The following is an 18,255-nucleotide window of genomic DNA, read 5'->3' as shown; positions in this document are numbered from 1 at the left end:
GAGATCTTCATGAACGTTCCCGTTCCCAACAATCTCGAAGCCTTCTGGATGCCGTTTACCGCCAACCGGCAGTTCAAGAAGGCGCCGCGTCTGCTCGCCTCGGCCTCGGGCATGTATTACACCACGGTCGACGGGCGGAAGCTGCTCGACGCGGCGGCCGGCCTCTGGTGCGTCAATGCCGGCCACGGTCGCCGCGAGATCGTCGAGGCGGTGGCCAACCAGGTGGGTGAGCTCGACTACGCCCCGGCCTTCCAGATGGGCCACCCCAAGGCGTTCGAGCTGGCGGCGCGCCTCACCTCTATGCTGCCGAAACCGCTCGACCACGTGTTCTTCACCAACTCCGGTTCCGAGTCGGTGGAGACGGCTCTGAAGATTGCGCTCGCCTACCAGCGCGCTCGCGGCAAGGGCACCAAGACACGTCTCATCGGTCGCGAGCGCGGCTATCACGGCGTCAACTTCGGCGGCATCTCGGTCGGCGGAATCCCCACCAACCGCAAGTTCTTCGGCTCGCTGCTCACCGGTGTCGATCACATGCGCCATACGCATGATATCGAGCGCAACGCCTTCACGCGTGGCCAGCCGGAATATGGTGCCGAGTTTGCCGACGAACTCGAGCGTATCATCTACCTGCATGATGCTTCCAACATCGCCGCTGTCATCGTCGAACCGATGTCGGGTTCAACGGGCGTGCTGGTGCCGCCCAGGGGCTATCTGGAGCGCCTCCGGCAGATCTGCACCAAGCACGACATTCTCCTGATTTTCGACGAAGTGATCACCGGCTTCGGCCGCCTGGGCACGCCCTTCGCGGTCGATTACTTCGGCATCGTCCCGGATATGGTCGTTACGGCGAAGGGCATCACCAACGGCGTCATCCCGATGGGCGGCGTGTTCTGTTCCTCGGAGATCTACGACGCCTTCATGACCGGGCCGGAGCACGCCATCGAGCTGTTCCACGGCTACACCTACTCGGCCCATCCGGTCGCCTGCGCCGCTTCCATGGCGACGCTGGACATCTACGCCAAGGAGGGCCTGCTCACCCGCGGTCCCGAGCTCGCACAGTATTTCGAGGATGCGCTGCATTCGCTGAAGGGCCTGCCGCATGTCATCGACATCCGCAACATCGGCCTCGTCGGCGCCATCGAGCTGCGGCCGATCGACGGCGAGCCGACCAAGCGCGCCTTTTCGGCCTTTCTGAGTGCCTACGAGAAGGGCGTAATGATGCGCACCACAGGCGACATCATCGCCCTGTCGCCGCCGCTGATCGTGACCAAGGAGCAGATTGACTTCCTGGTGTCGGTGATCGCCGACGTGCTGAAGACGCTGCCCTGAAGACGGATACCGTTCGCTCCTAAAACAACGCCGGCCGGGCTCCCTGGCCGGCGTTTTGTCATCTGGACCGATTAATGTCATTGCGTTCAGCGAACATTTGGTTCACGTTATGTTCCGTAATGGCTGATCGAGAGGAGACCGCCATGACTCACGGTAGTTTTTGTTGGAATGAGCTGATGACCCCGGACGTCGCCGCCGCCAAGGCCTTCTATGGCGCCGCCCTTGGCTGGACGTTCACCGAGGAGGATATGGGGGACAACGGACTTTATACGCTGGCCCATACGGCTGGAGAGGAAAAGCCGGTGGCCGGTATTTACGAGTGGCCGGAAAGTCAGCCCGGCTCGCGCGACTGGTTCCCCTATGTCGCCGTCGATGATATCGATGCGGCCGTCGGCAAGGTAGCGCCAGCCGGCGGCAAGGTTCTGCGCGGCCCGTGGGCGATCCAGGGCGTTGGCAAGATTGCGATTGTGCTCGACGCGGCGGGTAGCGCCATCGGCTATCTGGAGCCCGAACCCAGGTGATCGGCTGACTAACCATTCGCTCGCCGGTTGAGCTTGGGCATCGATCGAAACACCGATGGTCGCGACAACGTGATCCTGACCGTCGGTGTTTCCAACAGGCTTGCCATGTTTCTGCCGGACACCGGAGCGATCTTGCCGCCAGCGAAACGGAGCGCGACGGAGGCAGGTTATGACGCCGATCGTTACCATAACCATGTTGGTGGCCGCCTTTTGTGGCATGGCCCGGCGGTTTGTCGCCTCCCTCGTTGGAGCATTCATGCTGGCCATGATTGGTGTCGCCCATTTGTTGGCGCGCCAGCCGGCATCCGCGCACCACATTCTGCTGCACGGCTTCCATCTTCTGCTGATTTTCAACGTGACTTACGCTGCCTTCGCATTGCTTTCCGCGTTGGTACTTTGAAGCTTTCCGCGCTTCTGCTCGAATACGGCACGTAGCTCTGCTGCGAAGCGCAGCAACTTTTTGAGTTTCGCCAAAAACTGAGGCTTTTGCCTAGTTTGTTGCCCAAAAATCGCCCTTGACCAATTCAGGGGCAAATCCGACACTGCCTTTATCAATTGGTAAAAGTTTTGCCGATCCGCCGTCCGAGGGATGGTTGGATGGCCGGGGAATGTCGGGGGTGGCCCGATCGGCTTGCTCTCGCGATCAGGGGAACATGATGACGACGCCGACCGACAACATGCGGGTCAACGGAGCGCGGCTGTGGGACAGCCTTGAAGAGATGGCGACCACCGGCCCCGGTCTCAGAGGGGGCTGCAACAGACAGACGCTGACGGACGCCGATGCCAAGGGCAGGGCGCTGTTCAAGGCCTGGGGCGACGCAGCCGGCATGACGCTCGGCATCGACCAGATCGGAACGATGTTCTTTACCAGGCCGGGCACCGATCCGAACGCTTTGCCGGTCTATGTCGGCAGTCATCTCGACACTCAGCCGACCGGCGGCAAGTATGACGGCGTGCTCGGCGTGCTCAGCGCCCTGGAAGTCGTCCGTTCGCTGAACGACCTCGGCGTCAAGACCAAGCATCCAATCGTCGTCGTCAACTGGACCAACGAGGAGGGCGGCCGATTTGCGCCGGCCATGCTGGCCTCGGGTGTCTTCGCCGGCGTCCACAGCCTCGACTACGCCTATTCGCGCAAGGACCTCGACGGCAAGGTGTTCGGCGATGAGCTGAAGCGCATCGGCTGGCTCGGGGAGGAAGAGGTCGGCGCGCGCAAGATGCACGCTTATTTCGAGTATCACATCGAACAGGGGCCCATTCTCGAAGCCGAGAACAAGCAGATCGGTGTCGTCACCCATTGCCAGGGCCTCTGGTGGCTGGAGTTCACGCTGACCGGCAAGGAGGCGCATACCGGCTCGACGCCGATGAACATGCGCGTCAACGCCGGCCTTGCCATGGCCCGCATCTTCGAGCTGGTGCAGAAGGTGGCGATGGACAGTCAACCCAATGCGGTTGGCGGTGTCGGCCAAGTGAAGTTCTCGCCCAATTCGCGCAACGTATTGCCGGGTACCGTCATCTTCACCGTCGATATCCGCTCGCCCGAGCAGGACAAGCTCGACCGCATGCGGGCGCTCATCGAGGCTGAAGCGCCGAAACTCTGCGATCCTCTGGGCGTCAAATGCTCGGTCGAGGTGGTCGGCCATTTTGACCCCATCACCTTCGATCCGACGCTGGTCTCCCGTGTTCGTTCCGTTACCGAGAAGCTCGGCTACAGCCACATGAACATCGTCTCCGGTGCCGGTCATGACGCTTGCTGGGCGGCCAAGGTGGCGCCGGCCACCATGATCATGTGTCCCTGTGTCGACGGCCTTTCCCATAACGAGGACGAGAAGATCACCCCGGAGTGGGCGGCAGCCGGCGCCGACGTGCTGTTGCACGCCGTGCTGGAAACTGCGGAGATCGTCGCCGGATGACGGATGCTCTCCACGCCATAGCCGAGGAGGCGCCGGATAGCCCCGACGTCGTGGCGTTGATCGAGGCCTCCGACGCCTATTCGCTGGAGCGCTACCCGCCGCAAGGGCATTTCGGCACCGACATCGTAGGCTTGACGTCGCCGGACATCACCTTTCTCGTCGCGCGGCGGAGCGGCTCGGCCGAAGGCTGCGGGGCGGTGAAATGGTTCGCTGACGGTACGGCCGAGCTGAAGCGCATCTTTGTAGCGGAAGCAGCGCGTGGTCTGGGCCTTGGACGCCGCATCATGGCCCGTCTCGAAGCGCTTGCCGCCGAACGCGGCGTGAAAACGCTCTATCTGGAAACCGGCCCGCTCAACACCGAGGCGGTGACGATGTATCGTCGGCTCGGTTACGCCGAATGCGGCCCGTTCGCCGATTACGCTGCGAACCCCTATAGTCTGTTCATGACAAGAAAGCTGACGGACAAACCGTCCAACGAGGGTTGAACCATGTCGAAGGTCATCAAGGGTGGAACCATCGTCACCGCCGATCTGACGTATGAAGCCGACGTGCTGATCGAAGGCGAGCGCATCGTGGCCATCGGTCCCGATCTCAAGGGCGACGAGGTGCTGGATGCCACGGGCTGCTACGTCATGCCGGGTGGCATCGATCCGCATACTCACCTCGAGATGCCCTTCATGGGCACCTATTCGGCTGACGATTTCGACAGCGGCACCCGGGCGGGCCTTGCCGGCGGCACCACCATGGTGGTCGATTTCATCACGCCGCGTCCGGACGAGTCGATGCTCAGCGCTCTGCAGAGCTGGCACAACCGGGCGAGTCGCGCCAACAGCGACTATTCCTTCCACATGTGCGTCACCTCGTGGAATGAGAAGATCTTCGACGAGATGAAGGTGGTCGTCGAGGAGAAGGGTATCAATTCCTTCAAGCACTTCATGGCCTACAAGGGCTCGCTGATGGTGGACGACGACGAGATGTTCTCGTCCTTCCAGCGCCTGGCCGAACTCGGTGCCCTGCCGATGGTGCACGCCGAGAACGGCGACGTCGTCGCCCAGATGCAGGCCAAGCTGTTTGCCCAAGGCAACACCGGTCCCGAGGCGCATGCTTACTCGCGTCCGCCGGAAGTCGAGGGCGAAGCCACCAACCGTGCCATCATGCTGGCCGATATGGCCGGCGCTCCCCTCTACGTCGTTCATACCTCCTGCGAGCAGGCGCATGAGGCGATCCGCCGCGCCCGCCAGAAGGGCATGCGCGTCTATGGCGAGCCGCTGATCCAGCACCTTCTGCTCGATGAAAGCGAATACGCCAATCCCGACTGGGATCATTCGGCCGTCCGCGTCATGAGCCCGCCCTTCCGCAACAAGCTGCACCAGGACAGCCTGTGGGCCGGTCTCGCCGCCGGCTCGCTGAGCTGCGTCGCTACCGATCATTGCACCTTCACCATTGCCCAGAAGCGCAATGGTCTCGGCGACTTCCGCAAGATCCCCAACGGCACCGGCGGTCTCGAAGACCGCATGCCGCTGCTGTGGACCTATGGCGTGCGCACCGGCCGGTTGACCATGAATGAATTCGTGGCGGTGACCTCGACCAACAGCGCCAAGATCCTCAACATGTATCCGAAGAAGGGCGCCGTGCTGGTCGGCGCCGATGCCGATCTCGTGGTCTGGGACCCCAAGCGCACCAAGGTCATCTCGCCGAAGACCCAGCAGTCGGTGATCGAGTACAACGTGTTCGACGGCTACGAGGTAACCGGGCTGCCGCGCTTCACGCTGTCGCGCGGCAAGGTGGTGGTCGAGGAAGCCACCATGAAGACGGAGGAAGGCCACGGCAAGTTCGTGCCGCGCAAGCCGTTCACGGCGGTGGCCAAGGCGCTTAGCCAGTGGAAGGAAATCGTGTCGCCGCGGCGCGTCGAACGTGCCGGCATTCCTGTCACCGGCATCTGAGAAGTGACCCGGTCGGCCCGCTTCTTGCTTTGATTTCGGTCAGCTATCGGCCGACTTGGTGAGCGTTGCGGGAGGCGGTCGGGCAAGGTTTGCGTATCTGGCCGTGCCGTCCCGCAGAGCGGGATGGCGGACAAGGTGGTCGCCTGTGGCGGCCGGCCGAGGGAACGGCTGTGTCTTCACCATGCGTTGGAGCGAAGTCGATCAAGCTGCAGGGACGATCGCTCCAGTCCTCTTCTTCGTATCCGCTCTTTCCGAAAAGCTGCAACTTTTCGGCCGGATGCCTGGGGTGCCGGCAAGTATGAATGTCATCGACATCGAGGCGCTATCCCTGACTTTTGAGACCGGCGACGGACCGGTTCAGGCGCTTTCCAACATCGACCTGAAGATCGCCAAGGGCGACTTCGTTTCCTTCATCGGCCCCTCCGGCTGCGGCAAGACGACGCTGCTCCGCGTCATCGCCGATCTGGAACAGCCGACCGGCGGCTCGATCTCCGTCAATGGCACTACGCCGGAGCTCGCCCGTCTCGACCGAGCCTATGGCTATGTCTTTCAGGCGCCGGCCCTTTATCCTTGGCGCACCATTGCCAGGAACGTGGCATTGCCGCTGGAGATCATGGGGCTCACGCGCGCCCAGCAGGACGAGCGCATTGCGCGCAACCTGGCTCTGGTCAACCTCACAGGCTTTGAGAAGAAATATCCCTGGCAGCTGTCCGGCGGCATGCAGCAGCGCGCCTCGATTGCCCGTGCCCTTGCCGTCGAGCCGGATCTTCTCCTGATGGACGAGCCGTTTGGCGCCCTCGACGAGATCGTGCGCGATCATCTCAATGAGCAACTTCTGCAGCTCTGGGCCAAGACCAAGAAGACGGTGGTCTTCGTCACCCACTCCATCCCCGAAGCGGTCTATCTCTCCACCAAGATCGTGGTGATGAGCCCGCGGCCCGGCCGCATCCACGACATCGTCGAGAGCGATCTGCCGCGCGGCCCGAGGCCGCTCGACATTCGCGAAACGCCGGAGTTTCTGAAACTTGCCCAGCGGGTGCGCGACGGCCTGAGAGCGGGGCATAGCTATGACGACTAGGCCCTTCCTGCAAGCGGGGAGGGCGGCATGACACAGCCTTCCTTCTTTCGTCACAGCGTCGTTCCGGTGCTGACGGTCATCGCCGTCATCGTCGCATTCTGGTATGTCGCGGCCCTGTTCATGAACCACTCCACCGTGGTGGCCGAGGCGCAGTTGAAGGGCCTCGCCTTCACCCCATCGGCAACCTGGTATCGGTCCTGGGCGCTCGACAAGCCCCTTCTACCGGCGCCGCACCAAGTCATCGCCGAATTGTGGAAGAGCACAGCCGGCTTGTCGGTCACCTCCAAGCGCAGCCTCGTCTACCACGGCTGGGTGACACTGTCGGCGACGCTGCTCGGCTTCCTTCTCGGCACGCTGCTCGGCATTCTGCTCGCCATCGGCATCGTTCATCAGAAGGTGATGGACAAATCGCTGATGCCTTGGATCATCGCCAGCCAGACGGTACCCATCCTCGCCGTGGCGCCGATGCTGATCGTCGTGCTCAACGCCATCGGCATCTCCGGCCTGTTGCCCAAGGCGCTGATCTCCACCTACCTCTCCTTCTTTCCGGTGGTGGTCGGCATGGTCAAGGGCCTGCGCTCGCCGGAAACAATCCATCTCGACCTGATGCGGACCTACAACGCCGACGATCTGCAGGTGTTCACCAAGCTTCGCTGGCCGGCGTCGGTGCCCTACCTGTTTGCCTCGCTCAAGGTGGGCATTGCCATTTCGCTGATCGGCGCCATCGTCGGCGAACTGCCGACCGGCGCAGCCGCCGGCCTCGGCGCTCGGTTGCTGTCCGGCTCCTATTACGGTCAGACCATCCAGATCTGGGCGGCTCTGTTCGCTGCTGCTTTCCTGGCCGGCATTCTCGTGTTGGTGGTCGGCTGGTCGGAAAGCCTCGTCATGCGTCTGATGGGCGCCCGCCCCGAGCGGAGGGCCGCCTGATGGTCGCTGTCCTGTTGATCGCCATCCTCGGCGTTGCGCTCGGCATCTCCTGGCTTTGCGTCTATCTCGTCCATCTCGGCGAAGCGCTCCCGGCGGCGCGGCGCTTCGTCGATCTGGCCGTGCCGCTTCTGTTCGGCGTCATGCTCATCGCCGAGTGGGAGCTGGTAACGCGAGGTTTCGGCGTCCCGGAAATCCTGCTGCCGGCGCCGTCGGTTATCCTGAATGTGGCAGCCAACGCGCTGCCGACCCTCTGGGAGGACGTGATTCAGACCTTCGTCAAGTCGGCACTGTCGGGCTACCTCGTCGGCTGCGGTCTTGGTTTTCTGGCTGCGCTCCTCATCAACCGCTCCGATTTCCTGAAGCGTGGCCTGCTGCCGCTCGGCAACTTCGTATCGGCCCTGCCCATCGTCGGCGTCGCACCGATCGCCGTCATGTGGTTCGGCTTCGACTGGCAATCCAAGGCGGCGGTCATCGTGCTGATGACTTTCTTCCCGATGCTGGTCAACACCGAAGCGGGGCTTGCCGCCGCCGGCCACATGGAGCGCGACTTGATGCGCACCTATGCTGCGACCTGGGGCGACGAAATGCGCCGCCTCCGCCTGCCGGCCGCCTGGCCGTTCATTTTCAACGCGCTGAAGATCAACTCCACGCTGGCCCTGATCGGCGCCATCGTCGCCGAGTTCTTCGGCGCGCCGACCTACGGCGTCGGCTTCCGCATCTCCACCGAAATGGGCCGCATGAACACCGCCATGGTCTGGGCGGAAATCGGTGTCGCGGCCATCCTCGGCTCGGCTTTCTACGGCGTCATCGCGCTTTTGGAACGGCGCGTGACCTTCTGGCATCCGTCTGTTCGCAAAGGGCAGAGGTGAACCCGGCGGCGGCAACCGCCGCCGGCAATCAAAAAAGGGGAACGACATGACCAACACCGTGACCAAGCTGGCACTTGCCAGTGCCATGGCCCTGACGGCGTTCGGGGCCAATGCCGCCGACAAGCTGACGCTACAGTTGAAATGGGTGACGCAGGCCCAGTTTGCCGGCTATTTCGTCGCCAAGGACAAGGGCTATTATGAAGCCGAAGGGCTCGACGTCGAGATCAAGCCCGGTGGACCCAACATTGCTCCCGAGCAGATTATCGCCGGTGGCGGCGCCGACGTGATCGTCGACTGGATGGGGGCCGCGCTGGCTGCCCGCGAAAAGGGCGTGCCGCTGGTCAACATCGCCCAGCCCTACAAGAACGCCGGCCTCGAGATCATCTGCCCGGCCGACAGCCCGATCAAGAAGGTGGAAGATTTCAAGGGGCACACCATCGGCGTCTGGTTCTACGGCAACGAGGTGCCTTTCTTCGCGCTCGCCAACAAGCATGGCCTGAAGACCGAAGGCGGTCCCGACGGCGTCAAGATCCTGCAGCAGAGCTTTGACGTGCAACCGCTCATCCAGAAGCAGGCCGACTGCATCCACGTCATGACCTACAACGAACTCGGTCAGGCCTACGACGCCGGCTACACAGCCGACAAGTTGACCGTCTTCTCCTACACCGACATGGGCGAAAATCTGCTGGAGGATGGCCTTTATGCGCTTGAACCGAGCCTGAAGGATCCGGCCTTCAAGGATAAGCTCATCCGCTTTGTCCGCGCCTCGATGAAAGGCTGGACCTACGCCAAGGACCATCCTGAGGACGCCGCCGACATCGTCATCGACAACGACACCACCGGCGCCCAGACCAAGGAGCATCAGCTCTACATGATCAAAGAAGTTGCCAAGCTACTGGGCGACTCCACCGGCGTGCTCGACGAGGCCGCCTATGCTCGTACCGAAAAGGCGGTTCTCGATCAGAAGATCATTACCAAGAAGCCGGAAGGCGCCTGGACGCACGAGATCACCGATGCCGCGTTGAAATAACGCCGGCAATCATCTTCGGCATTGGCCGCGCGAAACCAATCCTTCGCGCGGCCGATACCTCAGAAAGCATTTGTTGGGCAGCAGGCGTCGCTCGATCGGAGCGGAGCTCAAATGAGAAGCCGGTTCAGGCCGGCCAGAAAATCGCCGAGGCGCTGGCGGTGAGCGCAATAATAGATGGTCCGCCCCTCGCGACGGGTCAGGACGAGTCCATCCGACCTGAGACGGGCGAGCTGCTGTGATACCGCAGGTTGCGGAAGGTTGAGTTTCCGTTCGAGTTCGCCAACCGAGCACTCCCCCTGGGAGAGATGCACGAGAATGGCAAGACGCTGTTCATGCGAAAGCGCCCGAACAGTTCGGGAAAGATCGTGGATCAGCAGCGGAACGGCCATTCCGGTATCAACTGAATCGCTTTGACTGGTGTCGTGCATGGCTCGGTTCACCTCAATTGAAGAGGTGCCTTCCGCGACAATAAATCGTCAACTCCACGGAAACACAAGGTGACTCCGAGACGTTCAGTCGGCGGCAATGCGGTAGTCTAGCTACAAAAGGTAATTTTAGCGAGTAAAACTAACGATGGCAATTAAATGATTGAATATGGTGAACAAAGTCTCAAATCAGGAACTTTGCGGAGAGATTTTAGAAACGGTGAATTTGCGGGAAATTTCAAGTGTCTAGGCAAGCACTCCGCGAAGCGGTCTGAATTCGCCCTCAAAACGAAGCATTCTGCAGAGTCGAAATTGTAAAACCGATGGTTGTTTTTACTCTAGCGAATTTTCTTGAGGAAATCGTTGTGGCTGGCTGAGGCCGCTTCGTCAATGTTGCGCATTTCGCAGCGTCGCGCCCATCGCACCGGGAATCGAATTGTCGCCGCGCCCAGACCGGATGCGGCGACTCGAATAGCCGTGATGGTCACTTCAGCGAGCCGACCAGCGACGTACGGGCATCCTCGATGAGATCCCAGGTGTTGGGGTCGCGCGTCGACTGACGTTTCAGGTAGGTATAGGGCGTGTCTGCCCACACCAGAATCTTGTCCGTCTTGTTGTCCAGCACGACGTCGCCCCGATTGGTGCGTACGGTCAGAACCGCATGACCGGAGCCGGTTTCATCGCGCACGACAGTGATCAGCAACGCGCTTTCGGGCCAACCCGACTGGATCAGGTCGCGCCGCTTTTCCAGCACGTAATCCTCACAGTCGCCGGCGAGTTTGGGATAGTCCCAGTGCTCGAGAACGCCGTAGATTTCCATGTCTGTGGCAGGCAGCACGGCGGTGTTGACCCCCGTGTTGATCTGGTTGAGCTGGTTCCACACCGCTTGGGTGAGGGTGACGACCTGATCGGTGTCTTTTTCTGGCCGGCAATCGGCTGGATACTCAGCGCAGAACTGCACGTAGCCGACCGGAGGGGCCGCGACGCCGTGGATGCTCATCAGTTTCTCGGCAGCCCAGCCTGCTTGAGCGGCAAGTAAAGCCGAAAAACAAAGAACCGTTTTCGTTAGCGTCGCGATCTTTTTCATCGTCGTGACGTCTCCCTGTTGTTGTCAGGAGAATGGCACAGTTGTTTTTCGGTCCTGTGAAATATGAGAATCAAAACGCAAGTAACCCGGAAATGATCTGTTTACGAAAATTTTGGGTGTATTTTAGGTTTTGTTTATACTAATCCCGACAGTACTATTTACTTTCTGTCCACCATCATTGAACCGGCCGGTCCTGGCGTTAACGCGCCACAGATCGAACGGTTGCCCGATTGGCCCGGAGTCTTTGGCCTGTCCGACTTCGAGACTTCCCGTTTGGCAAGCTGCATTAACCCTGCCAAAGGGAGGTGTCCTTCATTGGCACAGGTGGACGGTTTCCGAGGGGGAGAAGAAGCCCGCGATGGCTCGCATCGGGCAGGCGCAGGCGTTGCCTTCGGCGCGGCTCAAATGGGGCCGACCGGTGGCGACGTCGAGACGTGGTTATCGAAATGAAAAGATCGGAAGGCGCACCAGTGCTGGTGTCTCGGATCAGAGATTGTTCTTCAGCATGTCTTCCGATTGCAGCATCGCGAACTCAACGGCGATGCCTTCGGGGAAGTGACGAACAACGCGGGCCCGCATGCGCCCAAGTGTGATCGCTGTACCGAGCGGCGGCTTGAGAGGGGTGGCAATGGCTGCGCCGGATAGCGACACGTCGATGATCTTGCAGCGGCTTTCCTGCCCATCGGGCAGGACCAGGTTCGAGAACGGACGCTGAGGCGTGATGCGCTCGTGGCGGCGATCCTCAGGCAGACTAAGGGTGTCGCGGTTGGCTAGCCACGTGAGCTGGCTTGCGAGCTTTTCGCGCTTGCCGGCGGTGGCGTTCACCGTCATGGCAAAGCCACCTTCAAACAGACGTGTTATCTGTCCTTCGATGCGGCCCACATGGTCGAGATAGGCAACGACCCTTTCCCCGACTTCACCGGTAACCGGGGTTATCAACGCCGCACCGCCGGGGGACATATCTTGGACCTGACAGGGATATTCGTTGCGGTTGGACAGCATGAAGCGGCCGAGCACATCGATCTTTACGCGCTGAAACCGCCGACGTTCCGGCTTGGGAAATTTACTCGCACGGAGAGGCGTCGTAGCCGCGAGGGTTGCCATGCCGCTGTCCACTGGTCGGCCAGACATGGCCGTTCTCGGTGTAACGGTAAGCATCCAACCTTAAGATTAAGTTTAGTGGCGCGCTCGCGCGGTGTGACTCAGTCTGCCCGTCCTCCCTCAATGACGCGGAAATGCCGGAAAGTCCGCCCCGGCAGCGTGTGGGGAGCGGGCCGGCGACGGTCGACGTTGAGGGCGGGGGGCTCATGGCGAAGAGGCGCCCGGCTATGTGTGCCGTCAACCTTCTCGCTGGTCAGCAGGAAGGCGGGCTTCTCGTCCGGCCAAATCAGCCTGAGGCTCTGAAGCGGCTGACGCACCACCGGGTAGAGGCCGAGCCAGTAGGGCTGGTCCATGGGCGCGAAGCAGCCGAGGATACGCGTGTGGTTTTCGCCCTCGTGGTGGAGCGGCAGGAACATCACCTCTACCGGCATGACCTGGCCGCGGTCATTGGTGGCGCTGAGGCCGAATACGGCGGCGGCGCCGTCTTCGACCACGGCCGCCAGCAGGCAGGCGATGGATTCCCGATCTTTGCCCGACCAGAAGTCGAGGACGTTGCGTCCTTTCAGCTCGCGGCCGTAAGCGGCGCAGATGCGGGTACCGGCGAGGCGGAAGGAATAGGTCTGACGGTCGAGGGCTTCGAGAATGAAAGTGTCACCGAGAATGCCGCGAATGGCAGCCGGATCCACTTCGTTACGCTCCGGCGCCGCCCGCCGGCCGCGCAGGTTCGTCCAATATTCATAAAGAGAACGCGCGACGACGCTTTTCATCGAAATCCCCGCAAGACCAGACCAACCCGGCTCAATTTGTCCGTGGTCGGACGAGGCACCATGCCATTTCGGCACAGGGGCAGCTCGTCCTAAACCAACTGATGGTTCCTGAGCAGGCCTCGTGCCAGAACATGCCCGTTGTCCCCACTGTTCTCGTGGAAAAGGGGATCGGCGGTTGAAAAAATAAATACGTGTAGTATGGCCGCCCTGCGACCCTGACGAGAACCGGCGGATTCGGGCGACGGCGCGATGTTAACGCTGAAGGGATGTCTTGGTCACCAAACCATGAACGTTTGGCGTCGGATTTGGTTTATGGTCCGTTATCACGGCGAGCGCATTTTTATGGATCGCTCCAACGTGCGGCAACTGATCCATTGCGGCACCACTCCGCTCCGGCTGTGCCTTTTTGGCTGCGCTCTGGCACCGTTGCTGTGTTTGCGATAAAGCCCTGTCGGAAGCTCGCGGCATGGCGGGCGTTGAGGAAGCCGCGATGCAGAGCGACAACGACAATCAAGAACCGATGTTCAACCTGCCGCGGGTGATCCTTGCCTTCATCCTGCTGTCGGCTGGCATCTTCATCGGTCGCACCTGGTATCTGAGTGGAGATGGGGCGGCCACGTTCCTGCTAACCTTCTGCTTCATGCCCATGCGCTATCAGTATCTGGCTTCGGGCGTCGGCTTTCCGGGAGGCTGGGCGGCTGGCCTCTGGAGTCCGCTGACCTACGTCTTTTTGAGTCCCACGCCTTCCAGCTTGGTGTTCGATCTTCTCTGGTTGGCCGCTTTCGGGACCGCAGTAGCGCGTCGCTTCGGGGCATGGCGCTTCATTCTCTTCTCCGCGGCGGCTTCGATTATCGGTGCGGGTCTGTTCTGGCTGCTGGCCAAAGACGTCCAATCCGTATTGCTCGGTCCCAGCTTCGTTGTCGCGGCCCTGCTCGGCGCGTCCATCCGCTTCATTTACGCGGCGGGTCTCGGAGGCATCATGACCATGGGAAGCGATGCCTGGCGGCAGCCGGCGCTGGGGATCGTCGAAATGTGGTCGGACGTCCGGGTGCTGCAGCTGTTCGGCTTCATCTTCGCCGCCAACACGCTTTTCGCCGTGCTCTATGCCTCCTCAGGTCTCGATGGCCGAACGCTGGTGCACAATACGCTCGGTTATATTGTCGGCATCTTGCTGTTCTCGCTGTTCGATCCTCGACCGTCGGCGGCGAGCCGACCCGGCTAAGGGAAAATCCCTAGGTCGTGCTTGCCAGACCGTTCGATTCAATCCATCCTTCATGAGGGGGCGACAAGGAGCGGAACGTCGAACAACAGGCGGCCTCTTTGTCAGGGACAAGCTGGAGGCATGGAAATGACGACCGTCAAACAGATTTTGTCCGTCAAAGGCGAGGATGTGGTCACCGGTGACCGTTCGATGACGCTCGGACAGGCGGTGGCAAGGCTGGCCAGTAACAAGATCGGCGCCCTGATTTTCGTCGACGATGACCGCGCCGTCATCGGCATCCTGTCGGAACGCGACATCGTCGCCTCGCTGGCTCTGCATGGCGCCCGTGTGCTCGAAGAGCTCGCCAGTTCGCATATGACGCGCAAGGTCAGCACCTGCACGCGGGACGACACGGTGGAGGACCTGATGGACATGATGACCAACGGCCGCTTCCGCCACCTGCCGGTGGTGGAGGATGGCAAGCTGGTCGGCATGGTGTCGATCGGCGACGTGGTCAAGCATCGCGTGGCCGACATCGAGCATCAGGCGACCGAGATCCGGAACTACCTCTTCACCACCTGAATCCGCCTGTCGACGGCGGGCTTGGGTATGGTTTTCCCCAGCATGCGGCGCGACATGGCGCCGCGTGGCATTAAATTCCGCATATGCCGTAGGAAGTTAGAACACTATCGCCTTATTGACCATGCCGGCGAGGCCAAAATGAGTTGCGCTTCGGCGAGAGGAAGTTAAGATTTCGTCAAGCCCGATCGGTTGGCCCGATCGGTTGGGTGCACGGCCTAGCTCGCGACGCGCGATGGCCGCGTGAATAACGGTTCCGCCAACGGCGGAGCTCATGAACAGGTTGAAACGTTCTGTTTCAGCGATCGTTGAGAAGGCGGCTGGTCCGGCAATCGACGATCGTGAAGGCACGAAGGAGACCCGCGATGAGCCTGACCCGTAGTCTCAACACCCTGGTCGTTTGCGCCGCGTTTCTGTTCGTCGTCGCCATCGTGGCCGGCGTCATCTGAAAACCGCGCAGTTCAAGCCTTTATAGAGCCGATCGGCGGAGGCCCGCCGGTCGGCTTTTCTCGATAACGGTGGGTGCCCGGACATTTCCGAGCCACCGTTCCAGGTTTTATGTTTGAGCATCGGATTGATCCGAAAAGTGGATCCACTTTTCGGTCCGATGTCGTGGATGCTCAGGCGGCGATGATGATGCGCTCGACTTCGGCGCGGCGTGAATCGAAGCGGCCGAAGATGCGCGCGGGCAGGGCGCGCTCGCCCTTCAGCACGATGGTGGCGTTGCCGTCAAACAGGCAGTCGACGGTGCTGATCGTGTTGGAATGGGGCTCGATGTGGTCGAGTTCGGGAGTCGTGCCATCGGTTGTCAGGCTGGTCCAGGCCGGCGTGGCCTCGATCTGGAAGCGACGGATAGCATCGGCAATCATGGTCTTGGTCGGGTTCATGGCACGGTCCTTAGCTCCCTGATACGGGAGAACACATACGCGAGAAGCGTTGTTTGTTGGCTAATGGCGCCGAAACTAAGGCATTGCCTGCCTCTCCGACCTTTGTCGGCCCCCTCGGGGACGGTCTGACCCAAGCCTTTGTGAGAAGTGAACTTTTCGCCTCACGCATGGGAGATGCCCATGTTTTGTTGTGGACAAAACAGGAACATTCCGTCATGTTCCGTCAACCCTATTCGCAGCTTTGTGAACAGGGACCGATTCCGATCCCGGAGATGTCATGGCCAAGCGCACTACTCAATTCGTCTGCCAGTCCTGCGGCGCCGTCAGTCCGCGCTGGGTTGGCAAGTGCGAGGCCTGCGGTGCTTGGAACTCCTTCGTCGAGGAAGTTGGCGGCGGCGCCACCATCGGCTCGGCGGTTTTCGGTCAGAAGGGCAGGCCGATGCGCAAAGGGCGCGTCGTGCCGCTGGTGGAACTGTCGGGTGAGATCGCACAGACGCCGCGCCTCGAATCCGGCATCGCCGAACTCGACCGCGTGACCGGCGGTGGCTTCGTGCGCGGTTCGGCTCTCCTTGTCGGCGGCGATCCGGGCATCGGCAAGTCGACCCTGCTCATTCAGGCCGCGGCCACCCTGGCGCGGAAAGGCGCCCGCGTCGTCTATGTCTCGGGAGAGGAGGCCGTCGCCCAAGTGCGCCTCAGGGCCGAACGGCTGGGTCTTTCCGACGCGCCGGTGGCGCTCGCCGCCGAGACCTCCGTCGAGGATATTCTGACGACGCTGGCCGATGGGCCGACGCCGGATCTGGTCGTCATCGATTCCATCCAGACGCTGTGGACGGAGGTGGTCGAATCCGGACCCGGCACGGTGACTCAAGTGCGCACGGCGGCGCAGGCCATGGTCCGCTATGCCAAGGAAAGCGGCGCCACCGTCGTTCTGGTCGGTCACGTGACCAAGGATGGCTCGATCGCCGGCCCGCGCGTCGTCGAGCACATGGTCGACGCCGTTCTTTATTTCGAGGGCGATGGCGCGCGCCATTTCCGCGTGCTGCGGTCGGTCAAGAACCGTTTCGGCCCGACCGATGAGATCGGCGTGTTCGAGATGACCGGCGACGGATTGCGGGAAGTGCCGAACCCGTCGGAATTGTTTATGGGCGAGCGCGACGGTTCGTCCGCCGGCGCCGCCGTCTTTGCCGGCATGGAGGGCACGCGGCCGATGCTGGTGGAGATCCAGGCGCTGGTGGCCCCCACCTCGCTCGGCACGCCGCGCCGCGCCGTCGTCGGCTGGGATGGCAGCCGGCTCGCCATGATCCTTGCCGTGCTGGAAGCCCATTGCGGCGTCCGCTTCGGCCAGCATGACGTCTATCTGGCCGTTGCAGGTGGCCTGCGCATCCAGGAACCGGCCGCCGATCTGGCGGTTGCCGCGGCGCTGGTCTCCTCGCTGGCTGGCACGTCTCTCGGCCACGACTGCGTCTATTTCGGCGAAGTCAGCCTGTCGGGTGCTGTCCGTCCTGTGGCGCATGCTGCCGCCCGCCTCAAGGAAGCCGAAAAGCTGGGCTTTGCTCGGGCCGTGGGACCCAAGCTCGCAAGCGGGGAGGCGCCGACCGGTTTGAAACGGGCCGCCGTCACCCAGCTCGTCGATCTGGTCACCCGCATCGCCGCCGATGGTGCCGGTGCGGCCGCTCCTCGCCGCGAGCAGCGTGGATAAGCGAAAGGGCGGTAGGAGTCGCAGCCCTCCGTTGATTGAATTTGCGAGTTCGGGCCGTTACCGTTAATTCGGTATCGGCGTGAAGGAATCAGGGCCGGGGCTTCCGGCGCCAAAGGGGCAGAGATGTCGATTACGTTACTCGACGGGATCCTCATTGTGGTCATGCTGATCTCGGCGTTGCTCGCCATGATCCGTGGCTTCGTGCGGGAGGTGCTGTCGATCGCCGCCTGGGTTGCCGCCGCGGTGGCCGCCTTCCTGCTTTACGATAAAGTTCTGCCCTTCGTTCAGCCACATATCTCGCAGAAGCAACTGGCGCTGGTGGCATCGGCCGGCGGCATTTTTATTGTGACGCTGATCATCGTCAGCTTCATCACCATGCGCATCTCCGACTATGTGCTCGACAGCCGCATCGGCCCGCTCGATCGTACGTTGGGTTTTGTCTTCGGCGCGGCCCGCGGCCTTCTTCTGGTCGTTGTCGGCATGCTGTTTTTCAACTGGTTCATTCATGACCAGGCGTCGCAGCCGGCCTGGGTGTCCCAGGCCAAGTCGCGGCCGCTGCTCAATGCGCTTGGCGCCAAGCTGATGGCGGCGTTGCCCGAGGATCCGGAGAAGCAGATCCTCGACCAGTTCCGCAATCCGAGCCTCGAGGATGGCGCGCCGGTGCCCGATGAAAGCCAGCCGCCGGCCGACGACGCCGCGCCCAGCGATACCCCCCCGCCCAGCGGCGCGGCGCCAGGCAATACCACGGCGCCCGGTGATGGTGCCTATAAGCAGGGCGAGCAGAATGGGCTCGACCAGCTCATCCAATCGACCACCACGCCCAAGCCGTGAGCGGTCTTTGAAGGCGATATGCGAATGCGTCGGATCCGTCCGGCGCATTTGATGTTTTGAAGACAGCGCCG

19 protein-coding genes are annotated in these 18,255 nt (G+C 61.8%); 14 read left to right on the top strand and 5 right to left on the bottom strand.

Annotated elements, in window-relative coordinates:
- Positions 1-9 precede the first annotated feature (9 nt).
- The 10 genes from aptA (at position 10) to G522_RS0100500 (ending at position 9,607) form a co-directional block, all read left to right on the top strand.
- Positions 10-1,329 (top strand): omega-aminotransferase AptA, encoded by a 1,320-nt coding sequence (gene aptA, locus G522_RS0100545; protein ID WP_026789380.1) that lies wholly within the window; start codon positions 10-12, stop codon positions 1,327-1,329.
- 74 nt (positions 1,330-1,403) lie between these two features.
- On the top strand, positions 1,404-1,850 hold the full coding sequence (locus G522_RS0100540; RefSeq protein ID WP_425414036.1) for a VOC family protein: 447 nt from the start codon (positions 1,404-1,406) through the stop codon (positions 1,848-1,850).
- 169 nt (positions 1,851-2,019) lie between these two features.
- A complete protein-coding gene (locus G522_RS0100535; protein ID WP_026789378.1) occupies positions 2,020-2,250 on the top strand; it encodes a hypothetical protein in 231 nt (76 codons plus the stop codon).
- A 256-nt stretch (positions 2,251-2,506) separates the two neighbouring features.
- A complete protein-coding gene (locus G522_RS0100530; protein WP_156886799.1) occupies positions 2,507-3,760 on the top strand; it encodes a Zn-dependent hydrolase in 1,254 nt (417 codons plus the stop codon).
- Entirely contained in the window at positions 3,757-4,245 is a 489-nt protein-coding gene (locus G522_RS0100525) for a GNAT family N-acetyltransferase (RefSeq protein WP_026789376.1), read from the top strand. Before G522_RS0100530 ends, G522_RS0100525 begins: the two co-directional genes overlap by 4 nt.
- 3 nt (positions 4,246-4,248) lie before the next feature.
- Positions 4,249-5,703, top strand: coding sequence for a dihydropyrimidinase (gene hydA / locus G522_RS0100520; protein WP_026789375.1), 1,455 nt, complete (start codon positions 4,249-4,251; stop codon positions 5,701-5,703).
- A 298-nt stretch (positions 5,704-6,001) separates the two neighbouring features.
- Entirely contained in the window at positions 6,002-6,781 is a 780-nt protein-coding gene (locus G522_RS0100515) for an ABC transporter ATP-binding protein (protein ID WP_156886779.1), read from the top strand.
- A gap of 27 nt (positions 6,782-6,808) precedes the next feature.
- Positions 6,809-7,708 carry an ABC transporter permease gene (locus G522_RS0100510; protein ID WP_026789373.1) on the top strand — a complete coding sequence of 300 codons (900 nt, stop codon included), beginning with the start codon at positions 6,809-6,811 and terminating at the stop codon, positions 7,706-7,708.
- Complete coding sequence (locus G522_RS0100505; RefSeq protein ID WP_026789372.1) at positions 7,708-8,577, top strand: ABC transporter permease; 870 nt, start codon at positions 7,708-7,710, stop codon at positions 8,575-8,577. Before G522_RS0100510 ends, G522_RS0100505 begins: the two co-directional genes overlap by 1 nt.
- A gap of 46 nt (positions 8,578-8,623) precedes the next feature.
- Entirely contained in the window at positions 8,624-9,607 is a 984-nt protein-coding gene (locus G522_RS0100500; RefSeq protein WP_026789371.1) for an ABC transporter substrate-binding protein, read from the top strand.
- 107 nt (positions 9,608-9,714) lie between these two features.
- Here the strand turns inward: G522_RS0100500 and G522_RS0100495 are convergent, their stop codons facing one another.
- The 4 genes from G522_RS0100495 to G522_RS24905 all read right to left on the bottom strand — a co-directional run bounded on the left by G522_RS0100495 (position 9,715) and on the right by G522_RS24905 (position 12,987).
- Complete coding sequence (locus G522_RS0100495) at positions 9,715-9,996, bottom strand: ArsR/SmtB family transcription factor (protein WP_036837512.1); 282 nt, start codon at positions 9,994-9,996, stop codon at positions 9,715-9,717.
- Positions 9,997-10,516: 520 nt separating this feature from the next.
- Entirely contained in the window at positions 10,517-11,032 is a 516-nt protein-coding gene (locus tag G522_RS0100490) for a transglutaminase-like cysteine peptidase (protein WP_026789369.1), read from the bottom strand.
- A gap of 573 nt (positions 11,033-11,605) precedes the next feature.
- Positions 11,606-12,223 (bottom strand): PilZ domain-containing protein, encoded by a 618-nt coding sequence (locus tag G522_RS0100485; RefSeq protein WP_026789368.1) that lies wholly within the window; start codon positions 12,221-12,223, stop codon positions 11,606-11,608.
- Between the two features lie 98 nt (positions 12,224-12,321).
- The gene (locus G522_RS24905; protein ID WP_036837509.1) at positions 12,322-12,987 is read right to left on the bottom strand and encodes a PAS domain-containing protein; all 666 of its coding nucleotides are present in this window, start codon (positions 12,985-12,987) and stop codon (positions 12,322-12,324) included.
- 466 nt (positions 12,988-13,453) lie between these two features.
- Here G522_RS24905 and G522_RS0100475 point away from each other — a divergent pair, with 466 nt between their 5' ends.
- Both G522_RS0100475 and G522_RS0100470 read left to right on the top strand, forming a co-directional pair.
- Entirely contained in the window at positions 13,454-14,209 is a 756-nt protein-coding gene (locus tag G522_RS0100475; RefSeq protein WP_026789367.1) for a rhomboid family intramembrane serine protease, read from the top strand.
- Positions 14,210-14,335: 126 nt separating this feature from the next.
- On the top strand, positions 14,336-14,770 hold the full coding sequence (locus tag G522_RS0100470; RefSeq protein ID WP_036837507.1) for a CBS domain-containing protein: 435 nt from the start codon (positions 14,336-14,338) through the stop codon (positions 14,768-14,770).
- Between the two features lie 617 nt (positions 14,771-15,387).
- On the opposite strand, the gene G522_RS0100460 is transcribed toward G522_RS0100470, so the two are convergent.
- Complete coding sequence (locus G522_RS0100460) at positions 15,388-15,654, bottom strand: hypothetical protein (protein WP_026789365.1); 267 nt, start codon at positions 15,652-15,654, stop codon at positions 15,388-15,390.
- 277 nt (positions 15,655-15,931) lie between these two features.
- Here G522_RS0100460 and radA point away from each other — a divergent pair, with 277 nt between their 5' ends.
- Complete coding sequence (gene radA / locus G522_RS0100455; protein WP_026789364.1) at positions 15,932-17,353, top strand: DNA repair protein RadA; 1,422 nt, start codon at positions 15,932-15,934, stop codon at positions 17,351-17,353.
- 123 nt (positions 17,354-17,476) lie between these two features.
- Positions 17,477-18,184, top strand: coding sequence for a CvpA family protein (locus G522_RS24900; RefSeq protein ID WP_036837503.1), 708 nt, complete (start codon positions 17,477-17,479; stop codon positions 18,182-18,184).
- Positions 18,185-18,255 lie beyond the last annotated feature (71 nt).

The sequence above is a fragment of the Pleomorphomonas oryzae DSM 16300 genome (genome assembly GCF_000422965.1).
GTDB lineage: Bacteria > Pseudomonadota > Alphaproteobacteria > Rhizobiales > Pleomorphomonadaceae > Pleomorphomonas > Pleomorphomonas oryzae.
The sequence above is the reverse complement of the archived record's forward strand: the minus strand, read 5'-3'. Positions and strand labels throughout refer to the sequence as shown.

Coding starts and splice junctions, on each gene's coding strand:
- aptA (WP_026789380.1), top strand. CDS start 10: ATGAACGTTCCCGTTCCCAACAATCTCGAAGCCTTCTGGATGCCGTTT.
- G522_RS0100540 (WP_425414036.1), top strand. CDS start 1,404: ATGTCATTGCGTTCAGCGAACATTTGGTTCACGTTATGTTCCGTAATG.
- G522_RS0100535 (WP_026789378.1), top strand. CDS start 2,020: ATGACGCCGATCGTTACCATAACCATGTTGGTGGCCGCCTTTTGTGGC.
- G522_RS0100530 (WP_156886799.1), top strand. CDS start 2,507: ATGACGACGCCGACCGACAACATGCGGGTCAACGGAGCGCGGCTGTGG.
- G522_RS0100525 (WP_026789376.1), top strand. CDS start 3,757: ATGACGGATGCTCTCCACGCCATAGCCGAGGAGGCGCCGGATAGCCCC.
- hydA (WP_026789375.1), top strand. CDS start 4,249: ATGTCGAAGGTCATCAAGGGTGGAACCATCGTCACCGCCGATCTGACG.
- G522_RS0100515 (WP_156886779.1), top strand. CDS start 6,002: ATGAATGTCATCGACATCGAGGCGCTATCCCTGACTTTTGAGACCGGC.
- G522_RS0100510 (WP_026789373.1), top strand. CDS start 6,809: ATGACACAGCCTTCCTTCTTTCGTCACAGCGTCGTTCCGGTGCTGACG.
- G522_RS0100505 (WP_026789372.1), top strand. CDS start 7,708: ATGGTCGCTGTCCTGTTGATCGCCATCCTCGGCGTTGCGCTCGGCATC.
- G522_RS0100500 (WP_026789371.1), top strand. CDS start 8,624: ATGACCAACACCGTGACCAAGCTGGCACTTGCCAGTGCCATGGCCCTG.
- G522_RS0100495 (WP_036837512.1), bottom strand. CDS start 9,996: ATGGCCGTTCCGCTGCTGATCCACGATCTTTCCCGAACTGTTCGGGCG.
- G522_RS0100490 (WP_026789369.1), bottom strand. CDS start 11,032: ATGAGCATCCACGGCGTCGCGGCCCCTCCGGTCGGCTACGTGCAGTTC.
- G522_RS0100485 (WP_026789368.1), bottom strand. CDS start 12,223: ATGGCAACCCTCGCGGCTACGACGCCTCTCCGTGCGAGTAAATTTCCC.
- G522_RS24905 (WP_036837509.1), bottom strand. CDS start 12,987: ATGAAAAGCGTCGTCGCGCGTTCTCTTTATGAATATTGGACGAACCTG.
- G522_RS0100475 (WP_026789367.1), top strand. CDS start 13,454: ATGGCGGGCGTTGAGGAAGCCGCGATGCAGAGCGACAACGACAATCAA.
- G522_RS0100470 (WP_036837507.1), top strand. CDS start 14,336: ATGACGACCGTCAAACAGATTTTGTCCGTCAAAGGCGAGGATGTGGTC.
- G522_RS0100460 (WP_026789365.1), bottom strand. CDS start 15,654: ATGAACCCGACCAAGACCATGATTGCCGATGCTATCCGTCGCTTCCAG.
- radA (WP_026789364.1), top strand. CDS start 15,932: ATGGCCAAGCGCACTACTCAATTCGTCTGCCAGTCCTGCGGCGCCGTC.
- G522_RS24900 (WP_036837503.1), top strand. CDS start 17,477: ATGTCGATTACGTTACTCGACGGGATCCTCATTGTGGTCATGCTGATC.